The following is an 18,724-nucleotide window of genomic DNA, read 5'->3' as shown; positions in this document are numbered from 1 at the left end:
GATAATTATTAATAAGTACTATGTTTAAGCACCCTTTTTTCAAATACAGTTTTTTCATTCTATTATTGGTCGATGTTGCCTATACATTAGGGTTAATTTTTGCAGGAGCTGCAAGCTTTGATTTCGATAACGCTAAAGCGTCTCTGGTATGGTTTGTTAGTTTTTATTGGTTGCCCGTTTGGAGCGCCGCGTTAATTATCTTTAAGCTAAGAAAACATGGCATACATAAAATATTTATAGAGTGGCTAATTACCGTCGTTCTAATGGGGCTAGGTAATACCGTTACAGATAATGTTTTAGCAACAATATTTGAGGGTTACCCTAAAATGGGCTATTTCGTTATTTTTAATGGCCTGTTGTGGGGGACAACAATTTATTTCATCAGCCTGTACATCGAGAGTAAAAAAAAGGTCACGGTTGAAAAGCATTCGAGAAAACAAGCCCAGCTAGAAACATTACGTTATCAACTTAATCCTCATTTTATGTTTAATAGCTTAAATACCATTTCAGCCTACATTCATACAAACCCTGACTTAGCTGATGAAGTGTTACACGAATTAGCCGATATTCTTCGCTACTCCCTCGATACAGCAGAACAACAATGCATCCCGCTACAACAAGAGCTCAGCATTATTAAAAAGTATTTACACATTGAACAGGCGCGATTTGGTGACAAATTACAGGTTGAATTTTCTATTCCTGACACTTTAGCAAGCATCAATATTCCACCTCTACTTCTGCAACCGATTATTGAGAATGCAATTAAGCATAATGCCAATCAACAACGCCTAACAATTAAGGTGCAATTATCAGCAATAAAAACCGGAATAAGAATATCGATTAAAGATAATGGCAAAGGCTTCAGTCAAGAAGTTCTTAAGCAAGGTTATGGCACAGGCATTGGCATGAAAAACATTCAACAACGGGTTAGCCAGCTTGATAATGGTTGCGTAATACTAAAAAACGATAACGGTGCACACATTATTCTGGAGATGTCATTATGAGCAGCTCAATCAACAATAATAAAATAAGTCTAGTATTTGCAGAAGACGAAAAGCCAGCTCGAGATAAATTGCAGCAACAATTAAGTTTAATGGAAAATATTAATATTATTGGCGTGGCGACAACGGGCAAAGAAGCCATTTCGCTTATCAATGAACTCGAACCTGACGTTGTGCTACTGGACATTCAAATGCCTGAAATCAACGGCATAGAGCTGCTTGATTTCCTTAATTATCATCCAATTATTATCTTCACAACTGCCTATGATAAATTTGCAATTCAAGCATTTGAAAAGTCTTCAACTGACTATTTATTAAAGCCGTTTCCTTTGCCACGTTTAAAGGCAGCTTTAGATAAAGCCGCTGAAAAATTACAGCAACAACACCTAGTCGCACAAGCCGAAACATCCTCTAACCAACCCATAGCAACATTTGAATTTACCAAAAACAAACTTAATAAACTTATAAGTAAAAATGGCGAACGTATCTCTTTATTATCTCCCTTAGATATTAAATTTATTAAATCAGAGCAAGGTAATAGCTTGGCATGGAACGGAGAAAAATTTAATTACTTATCTGACACGCTCGATCAACTCGAACACGATTTAACACCACAGGGCTTTGTTCGAATTCACCGAAGTTATTTGGTAAATGTTGAACACATTAAGGAAATTCAACGTTGGTTTAATGGCAAGCTTATGATCATTATTAATGATGGCAACAAAACAGAGTTAAGCAGTAGCCGTGCTGGTGCGGAAAAACTAAAGCAACTTCTCGACATTTAATAATAAGGTTAGGTGTAATCAATGACTCGTGTTCTTTAAGGTTATGACTTCAACTTTGGCATTTTAAATCATACTTCATATATATATTTACACCCAATGACCGAGCAGCCATAGGGTGTAAACTTTTGCTATTTTAGGTTAATTCCTCGACGGAAAGAGCCCTTGCAATGCGATACAAACAGTCAATGTTTGATACGGTTGCATATTATTAATGCCGTTATGACTTGCCGCACCAATAACCGTTGAAGATGTAATAGCCTGCGTCGACAAATTTACATTGGGTGATTCAGCATTATAAATTTTATCGGCACCATCATCTGCCAAAACTGCATTCGTTGGTACTGATGTAACGCCTCGCTCAGATGACGCATTAATCACAGTCGTTGTTGTAGCGCTATGCGTATGGCTCGGAATAATATTATCTAAAATACTCTCCTGCCCTCCTCTTTCACCTAAAGAGATATCACCAATATTACTACCACCTGAGCCTATTCCAACAGGTGTCCGGCCTCGATAATCGGGAAGAGCAAAGCTAGTTCTACCATCACCACCATAAGTTGTGCCTAGCAATGAAAATAAAGATTGGTTTTGATTTATTGGCAATATTTGTCCATTGGCTTCAGCCCAGCCTCGTGGACAAAAATTGGTTCCCATCACCTGTATTTCCCCGAGAAAAGGGTTACTATTGGCATAGGTAGCAAAGCTAGTAATTCCAAAGGTAGCAGCCATAGCTATCAACAATGCACCTAACATTTTCTTTATAAATATCATTTTAATACTCCTTGCTTAGCCTCGGCTTGGAAAAAGCCCTATAGTGGCAATACAAAAACGCATTCCCAAAAAAGGCTGACGACGGTTTACGGTGCTCGAACCTGCAGCAGAATTTGCCAACGTGGTATCTGACAGTACGGTTTGCGCATTCAATGTTACATCTGGCACTTCTTGATTATAAATGCGATCACGCCCATCATCTGCTAACACACCACCAGATGGTACCGAGGTATTGCCGTCGGCCGTCGATGCATGCACAGTTGATACAGTTGTAGCACTGTGAGTATGTGCTGGCACTCCTCCCGTATAGATAAATGTTTCAACGCCAGTTCTCTCTCCTAAAAACACATTCGCAAGCCCTGGTCCTCGCCCTTCTCCTTTCGCTACTCGAGCTTTAAGATTAGGAACACCAAATGTCGTTCTTCCATCACCACCGAAGGTGGTACCCAAAATAGCAAAAAGTGCTGTATTTTGAGAAATAGCTAATAAGCTACCGTTAGTATCTACCCAGCCACGTGGGCAGAAGGTGTAAGGAAATTGACGAATTTCGCCAATAAAGGGTTCATCTGCAAAAACTTGAGCAGAAGAAAATATATTTATTAATATGATTGCCTTCATTGCTAATAATATCTTTTTTGAGTAATTCATTTTTTTCTCCTAGAAAATGGGATTCTCAATATTTTTCATCTAATCACAGTTAATTTCTCGACGGATATATTCCAACTAAGGCCACGCAATAAGTTATTGCTAATGAGGGTTGCTGAACAGCAGTAGTACTAGCAGCACCACCAGTTGAATCAACGGAAGTTGTTGATGAAATACTAGCTGCATTCATGGTGACATTAGGTGCTGCATTGTTGTAAATATCGTCACCAGCATCGTCAGATAAAACTAAGCCAGCAGGAGCTGATGTGGTTCCGGTAGCACTTGACGCACCAAATTGTGAGGTTGTTGTCGCCGCATGAGTATGACCGCCAAGATTACTTGCCGTCACAACAAAACTATTACTTCCCGACTTAGACCCTAACGGACGATTAGCGAGGCCAACACCTTGCCCTTCACCCACAACTATCCTGCCACGAAGGTCAGGTAAGCCAAACGTTGTTCTACCGTCACCACCATAATTCGTACCGTATAATGAAAAAAGCGCGTCAAATTGATTTATCGCTAATAATTGACCATCAGCAGACGCCCAACCACGGGGGCAAAAATTACCACCAAATAGCATAATATCGCCAATAAAAGGCTCACTACCTGCATATACATTAGATGGCAGCATGGGTATGCAGAGTACTCCTACACAGGCGGTATGCCGCCATTTTTTTAAAAGTTTTGTTTTAAACATAGCAAATCCTTGTAATTGCTAATGCCTAGAAGACACGGCAGGACAGTCCCTAAAACCAAAACTGGAATCACCTGACCGACAAAGACAAATGTTAGTCGACAACAAAATATTGCCGAAGCCATAAAATGTAATTAGCTAGAACAGGCTAATTACATTGAAATTTTCATCTTGAAAAGTGAGTTAATGTGACTATGACCGTTTTCGATAACGAGTTGTAAATAATAAAGTTAAACTCAATAAAAGTAGCATGATGCCTGATGGTTCAGGCACAGAAGTTGGAGGCGTTGTACTATCCGTCTGAACAGTCAATAAAATAGAAAAATCAAATAACTCAACATCACCATCAACAAATGTCCCCATTTGGATATTTGACGTCAATGCAAAATTAGTTTTAGCTGAGGCAAATGCTATTTCATCCATCAAAATCATATCTGTTTGACTAAACTCTATTTCATCAAAAACTTGTAAGTTAAGCAATGCAGCTGAATCAAGGTTAACCTCAACAAAACTATCATCTGAACCTAAATTTCGATTGCCCAGTTGCAGTTTTGTCGCGGTAATTTCAGTAGTACCTGATGCCGTTGCATCATATTTCACATCCAGCTCTAACTCTGACTCTTCTACAGGATCTAGTAAAAGTGGCAGTGAAAAACCTGTGGTAGTAAAGAACTGTAACCCTAACGTGAATTCATTTGGATTTCCGGTTGCAATTGAGTCAATACCGGCAACAAATATTTGTGAAAGGTTCACTATACTTTCGTGATCGGTATTTCCATTAGTTTCAAATGTTGCATTAAGCAACTCTTGCCAGTTGGTAAATGCGACATCATCAATACTAATACTACCGCCACCATTAATGAGTTCATCCAAACTACACTCAGTTGCACTGACACAGCTGCTAGTTATAATTGTTGCATTGGAAAATTGGCTAGCCATTAAGCCAAAACTACAAACCAATAACAAAATAGTACGTTTAATTTTGTTCATTTTCGTCCCTTTTACATCCTAGTAAATTGCAGTTCGATTTTTGTACAAGCATGGATTATGCCCTTTAGAAATAAAGTAAATTAATTAAGGGATTAGGATATTCAACAGGCATTTATCAAAAAATGAAGTTCAATAGTGTAAATAAAACCAACACTTTTTTGTGACTTTTAGACACATAAATTCAACTTTTAGGGCATTTATTACATCTTAACAATATAAGCCTCAATAATAGTCATACTGACGTTGTAACAGCATGAATGTAAATAAATGTATCTAATGTGCTTTCTGTCGCAAAAACTCGACACTTTAACCTAAGCAAACGGGTAAAATATGCGCGACATTTTATAATCTTGCTAATGTAAATAATTGGGATAATAGAATGAATTTAACGCGTAACGCGCTTAAAAACCCTGCCGCCATTATTGTCATTGTCGCCTTAGTGATGGTGTTTGGCATGATGAGTGTTTTCAAATTGCCCATTCAATTAACACCTGATATTGAGCAACCGCAAATTACAATTTCAACTGGCTGGCGCAGTGCTGCACCCGCAGAAATGGAGTCTGTAATAATTGAGCCTATTGAAAATGTTGTAAAAAATACCCAAGGTGTTACTAAAGTTACCACCAGTATTCAACGTGGCTTTGGCAATATAACTTTAACGTTTGACGTTGGCGCTGATATGCAACGCGCTATGCTTGATGTCATCAATAACCTTAACCAAGCGCCACCTTTGCCACTAGATGCAATAGAGCCAGTAGTGTCAGCCGGTGGTGGTCGTGGTGGTCCCAATACCGCATCATTAATGATAAAAACCTTGCCTGATAATCCAAATTCAGATTTAGGTATGTATCAAAAACTCATTGAAGATGTAGTAAAACCGCGCTTTGCCAGAATTCCAGGCATGGGGCAGGTAAATTTAAATAGTTCGCGTCCTCGGGAATTACGTATTACCTTTGATCCACTGCGCGCAGCTTCTTTGGGTTTATCAATTGCTGATATCAGCGCAACAATTGCGCGAGCTAGTGATGTATCTGCCGGTGTTGCTGATGTAGGCAGACGACAATATACCGTAAGATTTTCTGGGCAATATAGCGTAGAAAACTTAACAGAAATGATCATCAGTTTCAGTGGTGACCGCCCTATTTATTTAAAAGATGTTGCAACCGTTGAGAATACCCTAGTTGACCGTTTTGGCTTTAATTTACGTAGTGGCCAACCATCTTATTATTTCACATTAAAACGACAAAATGATGCCAATACAGTTGCACTGTTAGATGAAATAAATATTGCTATCAAAGAGTTAAATGCTGGCCCAATGAAAGCAGCGGGCTTAGTTATTGACCTGAGTTTTGACTCATCAGTACATATTCGTAATGCCTTGGAATTAGTACAAAATAATTTAGGGCTTGGCGTTATTTTAGCGCTAATTATTCTTTGGCTATTTTTACGCGGCCTTCGTAATACCCTGATAATTGCTGCAACAATTCCCGTTTCACTGATGGTGTCATTTATCGCTCTTGCGGCTTTTGAGCGCAGCTTAAACGTTATTTCACTAGCGGGTTTAGCATTTTCCGTTGGGCTGGTATTAGATGCTGCCATTATTGTACAGGAAAATATTGTCAGGCTACGTAGTTTAGGTATGGAAAGTGGTAAAGCGGTTATGCGTGGTGCATTACAAGTTACTGGAGCATTATTTGCATCTACCGCCACCAGCGTTGCCATATTTTTGCCAATATTGTTTATGCAAGGCATTGAAGGACAACTATTTTCTGACCTAGCTTTAACACTTTCTATCGCGGTAATTGCCTCCCTTGTTTCTGCTATTACTATTATCCCAATTGCCAGCAAGTACTGGCTTAAAACAGATAAAACTCTTGACCCTTATGCACATTACTGGGAAAAACTAACAAATCTCATTATGCGTGTAACTAATTCAACCGCTAAACGCTTAGCGTGGATAGCAACATTATTAGGTGGTTCAATATTAGTTACGGTACTTATGCTACCTAAAACTGATTTTATGCCACGCGCACCAATAGACGGCTTTTTCTATAGCTTAAATATGCCGCCTGGTGGCAACGTTGACTTTATTGAGCACGAGTTCGCTAGCTTAGTAAAAGAGCGTCTCGCCCCCTATTTAACAGGTGAGAAAATGCCAAAAATTAAAAGCTATAATTTTTATTCTTTTGGCTCAGGTGCAACTGGCGGCTTTATTTATTCTGACGACCCAACACGCGTCGAAGAGTTAATGCAGGAAGTGCGCACTAAGGTTTTATCTGATTTACCAGATACTCAAATTTTCTTATTTAGGGGCTCGATGATCAACGTTTCTGGTGGTGGCAATGGCCGTACTATAGATATTGATATTAAAGGACCAAATATTGAAAGCTTAATGGCGGTTGCTCAAGCAGGCATAGATGCCATTAATAAAAATATGGCCAATACCACCGCGTTCCCAAATCCGGGATTAAGCTTGTCAGAGCCAGAACTAAAATTAGTGCCTAATGATCAACGCATTTCACAAGCTGGTTTAACTCGTCGTGATGTTGCCAACGCCATACGCGCATACACCAGCGGCCTATTTATTAGCGAGTATTTTGATGGTAACGAGCGCGTCAATGTAATTTTACGCGGCAAACAATGGAATACCCCAGATGAGCTAGCATCACTTCCAATACATTCTCCTTTAGCAGGCGTGCAAACCATTGGAGAGTTAACACAAATCACACGTACGGCTGGGCCAACACAATTGCGCCGCGTTGATGGTAAACGCACCATAAGTTTACAAGTTTCACCACCTGCAGATATGTCACTTGAAGAGGCGCTTGCTGCTCTTGAGAGTCAAGTAATGCCTTCAATGAATGCATTATTACCCAGTGATTCTTCTATTTTATTAAGTGGAAATGCCAATGAAATGGCGGCAGCGATTAACGACATGTTAAAGAATTTTATTCTAGCATTAGTGATTCTTTTTCTGTTAATGACGGCATTATTCAAATCAGCCAAAGACAGTATTTTGGTACTACTTGTGATGCCTATGGCAGTTGGTGGCGGCGTACTCGCATTGAATTTATTGAATGTTTTTACTTTTCAGTCACTCGATTTAATGACCATGATAGGTTTTATCATTCTACTTGGTTTAGTGGTAAACAATGCCATTTTGTTGGTTGACCAAACACGCGAAGGCGAACGTCAGGGCTTGTCAAGCAGGCGCGCTGTTGCTCAGGCGGTACGCATTCGAGCAAGGCCAGTTTATATGAGTACATTAACCAGTCTATTTGGCATGCTACCTTTAATGTTAATGCCCGGTGTCGGTAGTGAAATTTATCGAGGTTTGGCTGCCGTAATTGTTGGCGGTATGAGCATCAGTGCCATTTTTACCTTAGTGTTATTTCCAAGTTTATTACGCTTAGGTGAAAATAATTCGAGTACAAATAACGTTGATGACGATCATAAAAACCAGCCAGATAATATTACTAATATCAATTCGCAGCCTAAACCGTTAGCTAGTAATCACTAAGGAATATTCATGCTTACATTTAAAAGAACACTCACTAGCCTACTTAGTGTCGCTTTATTTTTTAGTCTTAGTAGCCATGCTGCTGAAGGACCACCACCAAAGCCTGTTAAGGTTGACCAAGTCACAGAAATGAATTTAGCAGCAACAACCGACTTAATGGCAACAATTCATAGTCGTTCACATATTCAAGTGACTGCAGGTGTTAGCGGTCGAATTGAGTGGTTGGCGGAACCTGGTACCTTTGTTCATCAAGGTGATACGTTAGTTAAAATGGACTTATTACCTTTAAAATTGATGCAATTAGAGCAACAAGCACAGCTAAAGCGCGCTAAAATCAATGTTCGTTATTTAAAAAATGAAGTACAACGTTTACAAAAACTCAAAGCGACAAATTCAGCATCACAATTTCAGTTAGATCAAAATCAATCACAATATGACTTGGCAAATGCTGATATTGAAATTGCTGAATTAAAACTAAAGCAAATTGAAGATCAAATTCAACGAGCTACCGTTACTGCGCCATTTTCAGGCGTGATCACCGAGCGTATTGTTCGAGCAGGAACCGACGTTAATCGTAGTGATTTATTACTTAAAATACTCGACACTGAACAACTAGAAGTTCGTCTCTATGTACCGATAAAATACCTTGCCTATGTTAACAAAGGCCATGGGTTGAATATTAGTGCCAATGACCAATTAATCAATGCAAAAATAACCTCACTTATTCCAAGTGCAGATCCAAAATCTCAAACATTTGAAGTGCGCATTAATATTCCATCACACTTAAATCAAGCATGGGCAGCGGGCCAATTAGTTAAAGTAACTGTGCCAATTCAAGCAAGCAGTAATAGTTTGACTGTGCATCGCGATGCTTTAATTTTACGCCAAGATGGTACTTATGTAGTCAAAATTAATGCTGACAATACTGTGCATCGTTTGCCGGTTGAGGTTGGCACAGGCACTTTTGAGCGCGTGAGTGTAAAAGGTGAGCTACAACACGGTGACAAAGTTGCGGTTCGTGGCGCTGAACGACTTAACGAAGGGCAAAAAGTTATCGTTCAATAAAGACAGGCGAGTAATTTGTTTTAGCCTGTTATTATTTAACAGGCTATTGCAAAACCTTATGCTCTAGTTATTACTCTTCAATTTGGTCGTTTGGCCCCGTTTTGTAAACTTCAAAATTTTCACTGTAATTTAAACTTGTCAAAATCATTACAAGCATAATTATTTGGTAGTAAATACTCGCAACCACATCATTTAAATGTCTTAAATCAAAAGTCGATAATAAAAAGTGAATTGAAATACTGACTGTTGCAGCTATAGATGAAAACAACATCAATTTTACCACACGGCTCGTTTTCTGAAATCGGTCTTCGTCACTTTGGTGAGGGTCAGTTTTTTTTCCATAAACATATTTGTATATGATTAAAGCAAAAAACCCATTAAGTAGTGTTACACCAAAAACATTTACATAACCTGCAAAACCATCAAAAGGATACTCACTTATCACAGCAACCAAGATAACAAACAGCACATAAACCGTTATAGCCAAGCCAATTAGCCATTTTGAAGCATAACTAGTTAAACGACGAGGTGCTAACTGAGCTTTACGTATGCTAGCTCTGTTCTTGCTTCGCATCTTCTTAAAATAGCGTTCACTAAATAACGCTAAAAATGCCAATGGAATTACTTGTATGACATAAAAAATCATAATAACTGATTGGCTGTCCCACCCTAGCATTTCATCAGTTTTATAATACAAACCATGCATGACTATCAAAATACCAATAGTTAACCCGGCATAAGTTAGTAACATCAATTGGTTAACTTTGTTAACAATCTCTTGATGACTGAACGGGTACAACTTAGGGTATTTTTCAGGCGGACATTTCACCATAATCTCATTGGCTCGTTTTTTTAGCTTTAACGGTAACCAATACGAAATAATAAAAATTTGGCTAATAAAAACAGCATACAGTAGAAAATTTACTGACATGACTTGCTCCTTAATTATGATTACTGCTCATCAAGTGATTAAATGCAATGCGGATTTCAGAGTCTGTTGCCCCCAGCTTACGCAACCTTGTTAATGTTTCTGTCAATTCATTACTAATCGACTGATTAATATCGACAGCACTATTTTCAATGGCGTTAGGGTGTATAAATGTTCCCCGATAACCTTTAGGTTGAATAACACCGTCTCGCTCCAAGAACCGATACGCTTTGGCAACTGTTTTGCTATTAATTTCAAGATCATTTGCTAATTGCCTTATCGACGGTAGCGGTTGCCCTACTTTAATTTTTTTCGAAATAACCGCTTTTTTTATTTGCACCACAAGTTGAGCAAATAACGGGATTTCATCATCAACATTTATGGTAATTTCCAAACCTTTCTCCGCAAAACATCAGTATTAATTTTACAAACTTCAATGTACCACTCAACCCAAGGGTACAACTAGATCAAAAAATATGCAAATCCAACTTAAAAACAATCAATCTGATACTGTTATTTCTGCAAATTCCCGCTGGTCACTAGAATGACGTTAGCAGTAATGGTATAACCCCAGCCATATTCTATTAATCTGGTGTAAATTTAATTACACCCTCCATTAACAAAGGGCAACGTGAACAGTAACTAACCACCTTAGTTACATATAACGCTGAAATAACATGAACTTATCAATTGAATTTAGCAAAGCAGAAATTAAAAGTGCGCTTGACTGGCAGTTAGCACAAGAAATAAATGTTAAAAATGAAAGTGGTGATGTTATCGCTAAAGCCGAAATTGATATCATTACTTTAAACAAACATCGTGGCGCTGACGAAAGCTATGATTTACTTGCTCAACAAGGGGCTACAGATTGGGAAGTACCACTTAATGTTTATTTTAAGAAACAAAATATTGCAGCAGATCTAACGCATAAATTAGCAGTAAAGGCTGACCCAAAAGCTAAAACCCATATTTTAATTGAAGCAATTAGTGTACTACCTGAATATCGCCAGCAAGGTATTGCAAAGTTTCTATTAAAAGAAATTGCACAGCATTATGCTAAAACTCAGTCTGTTTCAATTTTAAGTATGCCGATGCACTTATTTGTTGATGCCGAAGATTGTGAGACAGACGAAAGTAAAGCGTATTATCAAGCACTCAAATTAACAGAAGACGATGCCAGTCATAGCGAACTAGATAGCTTTCTAACACAATGTGGTTTTATTAATGTAGCTATTGATGATAGCGCCCTAGAAGAGCCGCTTCCCTTTAAGGTATTTGTTGCTAGCCCTGCAACAATTGGTCAGCCGCTTGCTGACTAGTTATTGATTAGCATGTGCCGTTAATGCTTGTAATACTATATCTGCGACGGCACTATTTCGTTCAATATAGCCAATATATTGAGGTTGAGAGTACAACACTTGCTCGCTTAAACTGATAGCTAAGTGTTGTCTAGACATTTCATGTAAAGCCCATGTTTTATCAACTAAAATAGCATCTACAACGCCTTTCTCTAACAAGGTAAATAAGTTTTTTACCTCTTTTCTATTACGAATATAAAAAGACCGCTTTAAAATTTGAGCTGCATTTTTATTTAAGATATCAAGTACGTCCTGAGGATAATTATAATCGCGAGCGATCACAACTTTTCCTAACTTTTTACTTTTGCCAGATAACGTTGGCTTCTGCGATTTTTCCTGATACGCCAACAATAAATCCCAGCTACCTATGGCGTGATTTATTAATAAAATATCGTCAGTTTCGTCTACATGGAGCGCAAAATCTATGTCTCCTGCCTGTACTTTCTTCAAACAGCGCATATAGGGTAACTCGATAAAGGTAATCTGATAACCAAAAGGAGCTAAAGCATGACTAATACTATCAATATGTAAACCTTCTGCCTTACCTTCTGCATTAGTAAAAGCAAACGGGCGCCAATTTTCATAGCAAAAAGACAGGCGTTCAATGCCTGCGGCGCATGCATAGCGACCGCTAACTAAAACCAGAATACACAAACCTAAAATAGTACGCATAGCCAATAATATAGTTGTTACCCATACAACTAATACTATGCCAATATTAAAAAATAACGAATCTAAGTGTCACTTTTATTCATAAAAAATGGCTAAAAACGCTATCAACATCTGTCATAAATTGATACAAATAAATTATCAGAAAAAACACCCATCATGCTCGATTTAATGGTGGACATATCAAACTGTAACCCATTAAAAACAACAGGTTACAAGCAAAATGTAAAGCTATAAATTTTCTGCAACATTAGTTACAACTGCTACTTTAGTAATTTCAGGCTCAACTTATATGTTAAATTAAAAATTACTCTATGATTAATAAAGGCTTATATAACAATAATAAAATACCAAAAAGATAGGTTTTGTATGAAAAAAATATTATTCGTCACCTTAATATCACTAGCACAAATAGCATGTGGCGGCTCTAGCTCAAGTGATAATAGTGCAACGACACCAACGCCAATAGTACCTCCTCCAAGCATCACTTTACCCGACGTTAGTGACTATACGCTAGCCAATACCGATACACTGCTAAGTGAAATTACCGGTCAGTTGCAGGCAGCCAGCATAGATGACTTTTTCGCCCAAGCATATGAAATAACCAGTTTACGTAATCATGAAAGCCTCATTTCTGATGGCGCTTTTGAATTAATTGACGCCAATTCCGCACAGCTAAGCAATATTTCTGACGCTTTTAACGAACAATCAAAAGCGATATATCAACTCATTTTACAACAACTTGAAAATTATGATCGAGCGTCATTATCGCAATCACAGCAAATTTCTTATGACGTTTATCAAGCAGAGTTAGCGGCAAAAATTCAATGGATTGATTTTAAAGATTTTGAATATCCTGCCACGTATGGATTTTTTGGCTGGCCCGGTAGTACCGAAACCTTTTTCACACAGGCGTTTACTTTCACTGATAAAGTGCAAGCTGATATATATTTAACACTACTCAATCAACTCGGTAGACGCTTTGAGCAAATTGAAACTTTATTAGATAACCGCAAAGCGGCAGGTGTTATTGAACCTACAGTAACGTTAAATTATTCACAAGGCTTAGTGGCCGGTATCGCAAATTCTGCCGCTTCTGCAACTAGTTATTATCAAGCATTCAATACACAACTTACAGCGCTAACTAATGTTTCCGATGCAGACAAAGCAACTTTGCGCGAAACAGCACTTTTAATCATCAATGAGAAAGTCATTCCTGCCTATACCAGCTTAGCGAGTAAAATGTCAGCATTAGCCAGTGAAGCGCCAAGTCAAATCGGTTTTAGCCAATTTCCGGGAGGCAAAGAGTTTTATGATTTCACCCTTAATTATTATACATCTGGCAATTTAACCGCTGAACAAATTCACCAATTAGGCATTGACGAGTTAGCAAGAATTCATAGTGAAATGCGAACCTTATTTGATCAACTCGGTTATCCACAAAATGAGTCTATCGCGCAACTTTATAGTCGTGTAAATAATGATGCCGAGATCATTCCAGCTAATCAAACCAAAGCCACTTACGAAGCGCTTATTGCTGACGCTTACCTTGAATTACCTAAACTTTTTAATACCTTGCCTCAACAAGAAGTGATTGTTGTTGGTGGTACATCAGGTGGTTATTATATAGCAGGCTCTGATGATGGCTCTCGTCCAGGTGCATTCTATGCTAATACGTCTCAAGACTCTCCTTATACCACCATGCCAACACTGGCCTATCATGAGGCTGTACCTGGGCATCATTTACAAATTGCCTTAGCTAATGAATTAGACTTACCGCTTTTTAGAAAGAAAGGTAACTTCACTTCTTTTATTGAAGGCTGGGGATTATATGCTGAACGCTTAGCAAAAGATGCCAACTGGTATGAAAACGACGCTATTGGCGATTTAGGTCGCTTACAATTTGAAGCCATGCGAGCAGCTCGTTTAGTTGTTGATACGGGTATTCACAGTAAAGGCTGGAGTTTTAACCAAGCAGACCAATATCATATTGAAAACGTCGGTTTTAACGGCGCGATTGCTCGTTATAGTGTTTGGCCTGGGCAAGCGACCGCTTATATGACAGGAATGCTAAAAATACTTGAGTTGCGCCAAAAAGCTCAAGACGAACTAGGCGATGCCTACGACATTAGAGAATTTCATGACACTGTTATTGGCAACGGTTCTATGCCGCTAAATGTATTAACTACAGTCGTTGAAAATTATATTGCCAACACTTTAGCCACTCCTTAACTGGCAGTGAAACTTTGAAGAAACATCGCCCCAATCTCTGGGGCTTTTTTATTGGCGCTTTGTATAACGCTTTTTCGCTTTTGATTTACGCTTAAATGGCACTTTGGGTAAGCCAGCGAAAGATTGCTGTTCTGACTGCGCAATCATGCCATGTAGTGTTTCAGTAAGCGGTGTGATTAAGTCATCATACCGGCTGGTTTTTTCACTAATATTAGTCAGCGTTGCTTCCCAATGTGCGGTCATATCTGGCAAGGTTGCCGCCACAGGCAATGCGTTGATCAATGACTTCCCGATAGCCGTTGCATGAATACTTTTACCTTTGCGTTCTAAGTAGCCACGCTTGAATAATAAGTCGATAATGCCAGCTCGGGTTGCTTCCGTGCCTAAGCCATCAGTTTCACGTAACATTTTTTTGATATTTCTATCAGTAACATAACGGGAAATTCCTGTCATTGCCGCCAATATACTAGCGTCAGTAAAGTGTTTAGGTGCTTGTGTCATTCGGGAAATTAATTCACCGTGATGACAATGCAGTTGCTCACCTTGGGTTAGTTGAGGCAGTGATTGCTCTGTTAACTCTTGTTCCGCACCATGGCTAGCAGCATCAACTTTCGCTTTTTTACTTTTTGCACGTTGAAACAGTACTTTCCAACCTTGCGCAATCGGTGTTTTGGCATTGGCTGAAAATATACCGCCAGCAATTTTCACTTCTACCTTAGATTGATTAAAAACATACGCGGGATAAAACTGAGCAAGGTATTGACGCACAATCAGAAAATAAACATTCTTCTCAAACGGATTTAAAGAAATATTATCGGCTGATTTTTCAGTAGGAATTATCGCATGATGAGCGCTGACTTTAGCGTTATTCCATGCTTTGCTTTTCAACACAGCATTAGCATTTTTGGCAAATACACCGTAACTTTCATTAGAATTCGCCAACATAGCAATAATACTTTTCGCCTGATGATGGTGATCAGTCGGTAAGTAACGACAATCAGAGCGCGGGTAAGTAATTAATTTATGTTTTTCATACAATGACTGACAAACATCTAACACCAATTTCGCATTTAACGAATAGATTTTCGCGGCATCAATTTGCAAGGCAGATAAGTTATAAGGTAACGGCGCGGCTTGTTTTTTCTCTTGTTCGCTAACCGAAGTAACCTCTGCAGGTTGGTTTTCAATTCTGCTAACTACATTTTCAGCTAAAGCACGATTAAGCACTCGCCCTTCTTCATCCATATAAGGCTGACACGCTTCACTCGGTTGCCACTTGGCAATAAATGCTTGCTGGTTGGCAGATTGTAAATGGGCATGAACATCGTAAAACTCTTTCGCTACAAAATTGTCGATTTCTTGCTGACGCCTAACCACCAAACCTAAAATAGGTGTTTGTACTCGGCCAACTGAAAGTACGCCATTAAAGCCCGCCTTTTGGCCTTGTAAGGTATAGGCGCGGGTTAAATTTAAGCCGTATAACCAATCAGCCCGAGAACGCGCTAACGCAGAAATAGACAAAGGCATAAAATCTTGATTGCTACGCAAGTTTGCTAAAGATTTTTTAACCGCCGGCAAGTTTAAATCACTAATTAACAAACGCTTAATTTGCTGTTTTTTAGTTTTAGATACTTTTAAGAAATCAATTACTTCATCAACCAGTAATTGCCCTTCTCGGTCAGGATCACCGGCGTGAATAATTTCATCCGCTTGCTTAACTAATTTTCGCAAAACCGTTAACTGCGCACGAGTTTGGGTTTTCGGTTTTAACTGCCATTGCGTGGGTATGATAGGTAAATGCTGCATTTGCCATTTTTTATATTGCTCATCATATTGTTCAGGGTCGGCTTGTTCTAACACATGACCAATACACCAACTCACCACATCACCATTACTTAGCTCAATATAGCCTTTTTGGTTTTTCTGTGGTTTTGGTAATGCCGCAGCAATGGCGCGGCCTAAACTGGGTTTTTCAGCAATATATAATTTCAAAGCAAATACGGTAAATAAACAGTTAAAAGTAATATCTTTTCATAGCATAGCAGCTAAAACTGTTTATTTATACAGTAGGATGTTTTGCCGTAGATAAATGAGTGCTAATCGAGCACTTTATCTAGAGCCGTTAACCAACCTTGATAATGACGAGCGCGACTTTCCTCGCTCATTTTAGGGCAGAACTTACTTTCAACTTGCCAATATTCAGCCGCTTGTTCAACATTTTCGAATAAGCCTTGCTGTAAGCCAGCCAGCAATGCCGCACCTAGCGCAGTAGTTTCAATCACTTTTGGTCGCTCAATCACTAAATTTAAAATATCACTAAGAAACTGTAATAGCCAATCATTAACCACCATGCCACCATCAACTCGAAGTTGTGTGGTATCAATACCATCTTGTTTTAACGCTTCTAATAAATCTTGGGTTTGATAAGCGACAGAGGCCAAAGCTGCGGTAACAATTTCGGTAATGCCTGAATCTCGTGTTAGTCCAACAATGGCGCCGCGAGCATCAGGCTGCCAATGTGGCGCGCCTAAGCCAGTAAACGCAGGCACAAGATAAACATGATTTTCTGCCGTCATTGACTCGGCAAGCGCTTGGCTTTGTTCAACATTATCAATTAGTTTTATACCATCGCGTATCCATTGCATGGTGGCACCAGCCATAAAAATACTGCCTTCAAGCGCGTAAGTTATTTCGCCAGCTAAGCGATACGCTATGGTGGTTAGCATTTTATGTTGTGAGTATTGCGCTTGTTTGCCAGTATTTACCATCACGAAACAACCCGTGCCATAGGTACTTTTCATCATGCCTTTTTCAAAACACGCTTGGCCAACTAACGCTGCTTGTTGATCGCCAATCATAGCGCTAATGGCAATTGACTGACCAAAGTGTTCTGTGGTCGTAACACCAAAATCATCGGCACTATTTTTGACTTCTGGCAGCAGGGCTTTAGGAATATTAAATAGGGTTAATAGCTCATCATCCCAGCAATTATCAATAATATTGAACAGCATGGTACGAGAGGCATTGGTAGCATCGGTGGCGAAAGTTTTTCCCTTGGTTAAGTGCCAAAGTAAAAAAGTGTCCACTGTGCCGAAACATAACTTTCCGGCTTCTGCTTTTTCACGAGCGCCAGCAACATTATCTAACAACCATCCGATTTTACTGGCTGAAAAATAAGGATCTAGCAGTAAGCCTGTTTTGTCTTTTACTTTAGCAACAATGTCTGCATTTTGCTGTAGATTCTTACAGCGCTCTGCTGTACGCCTATCTTGCCAAACAATGGCATTATAAATCGGCTCCCCCGTGCTTTTATCCCACACTAAAGTAGTTTCACGTTGATTAGTAATGCCGATGGCTAGAATATCTTCAGCCTGCAAAGCGCTTTTAGCGATAACTTTTCGACAGGTTGCAAGCGTAGTTTGCCAAATGGCTTTTGGTTGATGTTCAACCCAACCATCGTCAGGAAATATTTGTTCAAACTCTTCTGAGGCACTGGCAATTAAGTCGCCAGCAGCATTAAAAATAATGGCACGGCTGCTTGTAGTACCTTGATCAATTGCTAGCAGGTAGGATGTTTTCATTACAGGTTTTCTCTTAATTCGCCAGCGCTAAAAAATGTTTGTTGATTTTAACTAAGGCTTTTTTCATCGCTTGTGACAATAAAAACTCAACCAATTTATCAGGCAGCCATTTAGGCGCTTCACATACAATAGTATAGCGAACCAATGTAGAAGAAGGACTTTGTTCTTCAAGATAGATATTACCTTGATGACCACGCAGCGGACGGTCACCAACAATGGCATAGCGAATATGGTTATCGTTAGCGATCAATATTTGCTCAGAAAATTTAACACCTGCGACGTTTAAATTACGAATAGCGCCTTTGCCGCCAAAAACTTCACCGTCATCGGCGGTTTTAGCAATTGAAAACTTGGCATCAAAAAACCGCCCGGCATTTTGATGATCGAGTAATATTTTACTCACTTCACTTGGCACTGCGGCGATTGTTTGTACCACATCAACATTAACCATAATGTTCCTGTATTCACATAAAGATAATTGC

General features: G+C 39.0%; 16 protein-coding genes. 6 read left to right on the top strand and 10 right to left on the bottom strand.

The window, feature by feature from the left end; genetic code table 11:
* Positions 1-20: 20 nt before the first annotated feature.
* Positions 21-1,004, top strand: a complete 984-nt coding sequence (locus AC27HL_RS15665; protein ID WP_487081989.1) for a sensor histidine kinase — start codon at positions 21-23, stop codon at positions 1,002-1,004.
* Positions 1,001-1,786 (top strand): LytR/AlgR family response regulator transcription factor, encoded by a 786-nt coding sequence (locus AC27HL_RS15660; RefSeq protein WP_487081988.1) that lies wholly within the window; start codon positions 1,001-1,003, stop codon positions 1,784-1,786. Before AC27HL_RS15665 ends, AC27HL_RS15660 begins: the two co-directional genes overlap by 4 nt.
* A 138-nt stretch (positions 1,787-1,924) precedes the next feature.
* On the opposite strand, the gene AC27HL_RS15655 is transcribed toward AC27HL_RS15660, so the two are convergent.
* From AC27HL_RS15655 to AC27HL_RS15640, 4 genes are all read right to left on the bottom strand, one after another.
* A complete protein-coding gene (locus tag AC27HL_RS15655) occupies positions 1,925-2,557 on the bottom strand; it encodes a phage tail protein (protein WP_487081987.1) in 633 nt (210 codons plus the stop codon).
* 15 nt (positions 2,558-2,572) lie between these two features.
* Positions 2,573-3,205, bottom strand: coding sequence for a phage tail protein (locus AC27HL_RS15650; protein ID WP_487081986.1), 633 nt, complete (start codon positions 3,203-3,205; stop codon positions 2,573-2,575).
* A gap of 49 nt (positions 3,206-3,254) precedes the next feature.
* Positions 3,255-3,836, bottom strand: a complete 582-nt coding sequence (locus AC27HL_RS15645; RefSeq protein WP_487081985.1) for a phage tail protein — start codon at positions 3,834-3,836, stop codon at positions 3,255-3,257.
* Between the two features lie 255 nt (positions 3,837-4,091).
* Positions 4,092-4,889 (bottom strand): PEP-CTERM sorting domain-containing protein, encoded by a 798-nt coding sequence (locus AC27HL_RS15640; protein WP_487081984.1) that lies wholly within the window; start codon positions 4,887-4,889, stop codon positions 4,092-4,094.
* A gap of 379 nt (positions 4,890-5,268) precedes the next feature.
* Between AC27HL_RS15640 and AC27HL_RS15635 the strand changes: the two genes are divergently transcribed.
* Both AC27HL_RS15635 and AC27HL_RS15630 read left to right on the top strand, forming a co-directional pair.
* On the top strand, positions 5,269-8,409 hold the full coding sequence (locus AC27HL_RS15635; protein ID WP_487081983.1) for an efflux RND transporter permease subunit: 3,141 nt from the start codon (positions 5,269-5,271) through the stop codon (positions 8,407-8,409).
* Positions 8,410-8,418: 9 nt separating this feature from the next.
* The gene (locus AC27HL_RS15630; protein ID WP_487081982.1) at positions 8,419-9,474 is read left to right on the top strand and encodes an efflux RND transporter periplasmic adaptor subunit; all 1,056 of its coding nucleotides are present in this window, start codon (positions 8,419-8,421) and stop codon (positions 9,472-9,474) included.
* A 70-nt stretch (positions 9,475-9,544) separates the two neighbouring features.
* Here AC27HL_RS15630 and AC27HL_RS15625 read toward each other — a convergent pair whose 3' ends face one another.
* Positions 9,545-10,405 (bottom strand): hypothetical protein, encoded by an 861-nt coding sequence (locus tag AC27HL_RS15625; RefSeq protein WP_487081981.1) that lies wholly within the window; start codon positions 10,403-10,405, stop codon positions 9,545-9,547.
* Positions 10,406-10,415: 10 nt separating this feature from the next.
* Positions 10,416-10,796 carry a GntR family transcriptional regulator gene (locus AC27HL_RS15620; RefSeq protein ID WP_487081980.1) on the bottom strand — a complete coding sequence of 127 codons (381 nt, stop codon included), beginning with the start codon at positions 10,794-10,796 and terminating at the stop codon, positions 10,416-10,418.
* A 283-nt stretch (positions 10,797-11,079) separates the two neighbouring features.
* Between AC27HL_RS15620 and AC27HL_RS15615 the strand changes: the two genes are divergently transcribed.
* Positions 11,080-11,721 (top strand): GNAT family N-acetyltransferase, encoded by a 642-nt coding sequence (locus AC27HL_RS15615; RefSeq protein WP_487081979.1) that lies wholly within the window; start codon positions 11,080-11,082, stop codon positions 11,719-11,721.
* Here AC27HL_RS15615 and AC27HL_RS15610 read toward each other — a convergent pair whose 3' ends face one another.
* Entirely contained in the window at positions 11,722-12,432 is a 711-nt protein-coding gene (locus AC27HL_RS15610) for a hypothetical protein (protein ID WP_487081978.1), read from the bottom strand.
* A 366-nt stretch (positions 12,433-12,798) separates the two neighbouring features.
* Between AC27HL_RS15610 and AC27HL_RS15605 the strand changes: the two genes are divergently transcribed.
* Positions 12,799-14,661: a DUF885 domain-containing protein gene (locus AC27HL_RS15605; protein WP_487081977.1), complete on the top strand. Its 1,863-nt coding sequence runs from the start codon at positions 12,799-12,801 to the stop codon at positions 14,659-14,661.
* 48 nt (positions 14,662-14,709) lie between these two features.
* On the opposite strand, the gene AC27HL_RS15600 is transcribed toward AC27HL_RS15605, so the two are convergent.
* The 3 genes from AC27HL_RS15600 to AC27HL_RS15590 form a co-directional block, all read right to left on the bottom strand.
* Positions 14,710-16,653 (bottom strand): DNA topoisomerase III, encoded by a 1,944-nt coding sequence (locus tag AC27HL_RS15600; protein ID WP_487081976.1) that lies wholly within the window; start codon positions 16,651-16,653, stop codon positions 14,710-14,712.
* A gap of 104 nt (positions 16,654-16,757) precedes the next feature.
* Entirely contained in the window at positions 16,758-18,242 is a 1,485-nt protein-coding gene (glpK, locus tag AC27HL_RS15595; RefSeq protein WP_487081975.1) for a glycerol kinase GlpK, read from the bottom strand.
* Positions 18,243-18,255: 13 nt separating this feature from the next.
* On the bottom strand, positions 18,256-18,693 hold the full coding sequence (locus AC27HL_RS15590; RefSeq protein ID WP_487081974.1) for an SRPBCC family protein: 438 nt from the start codon (positions 18,691-18,693) through the stop codon (positions 18,256-18,258).
* Positions 18,694-18,724: the final 31 nt, after the last annotated feature.

It is taken from the genome of Colwellia aquaemaris (assembly GCF_057548755.1).
The sequence above is the reverse complement of the archived record's forward strand: the minus strand, read 5'-3'. Positions and strand labels throughout refer to the sequence as shown.

Bases quoted from the DNA above. Each gene is read 5' to 3' on its own strand.
- AC27HL_RS15660 (WP_487081988.1), top strand. From the start codon at position 1,001: ATGAGCAGCTCAATCAACAATAATAAAATAAGTCTAGTATTTGCAGAA.
- AC27HL_RS15590 (WP_487081974.1), bottom strand. From the start codon at position 18,693: ATGGTTAATGTTGATGTGGTACAAACAATCGCCGCAGTGCCAAGTGAA.
- AC27HL_RS15665 (WP_487081989.1), top strand. From the start codon at position 21: ATGTTTAAGCACCCTTTTTTCAAATACAGTTTTTTCATTCTATTATTG.
- AC27HL_RS15625 (WP_487081981.1), bottom strand. From the start codon at position 10,405: ATGTCAGTAAATTTTCTACTGTATGCTGTTTTTATTAGCCAAATTTTT.
- AC27HL_RS15615 (WP_487081979.1), top strand. From the start codon at position 11,080: ATGAACTTATCAATTGAATTTAGCAAAGCAGAAATTAAAAGTGCGCTT.
- AC27HL_RS15640 (WP_487081984.1), bottom strand. From the start codon at position 4,889: ATGAACAAAATTAAACGTACTATTTTGTTATTGGTTTGTAGTTTTGGC.
- glpK (WP_487081975.1), bottom strand. From the start codon at position 18,242: ATGAAAACATCCTACCTGCTAGCAATTGATCAAGGTACTACAAGCAGC.
- AC27HL_RS15645 (WP_487081985.1), bottom strand. From the start codon at position 3,836: ATGCTGCCATCTAATGTATATGCAGGTAGTGAGCCTTTTATTGGCGAT.
- AC27HL_RS15635 (WP_487081983.1), top strand. From the start codon at position 5,269: ATGAATTTAACGCGTAACGCGCTTAAAAACCCTGCCGCCATTATTGTC.
- AC27HL_RS15650 (WP_487081986.1), bottom strand. From the start codon at position 3,205: ATGAATTACTCAAAAAAGATATTATTAGCAATGAAGGCAATCATATTA.
- AC27HL_RS15630 (WP_487081982.1), top strand. From the start codon at position 8,419: ATGCTTACATTTAAAAGAACACTCACTAGCCTACTTAGTGTCGCTTTA.
- AC27HL_RS15655 (WP_487081987.1), bottom strand. From the start codon at position 2,557: ATGATATTTATAAAGAAAATGTTAGGTGCATTGTTGATAGCTATGGCT.
- AC27HL_RS15605 (WP_487081977.1), top strand. From the start codon at position 12,799: ATGAAAAAAATATTATTCGTCACCTTAATATCACTAGCACAAATAGCA.
- AC27HL_RS15610 (WP_487081978.1), bottom strand. From the start codon at position 12,432: ATGCGTACTATTTTAGGTTTGTGTATTCTGGTTTTAGTTAGCGGTCGC.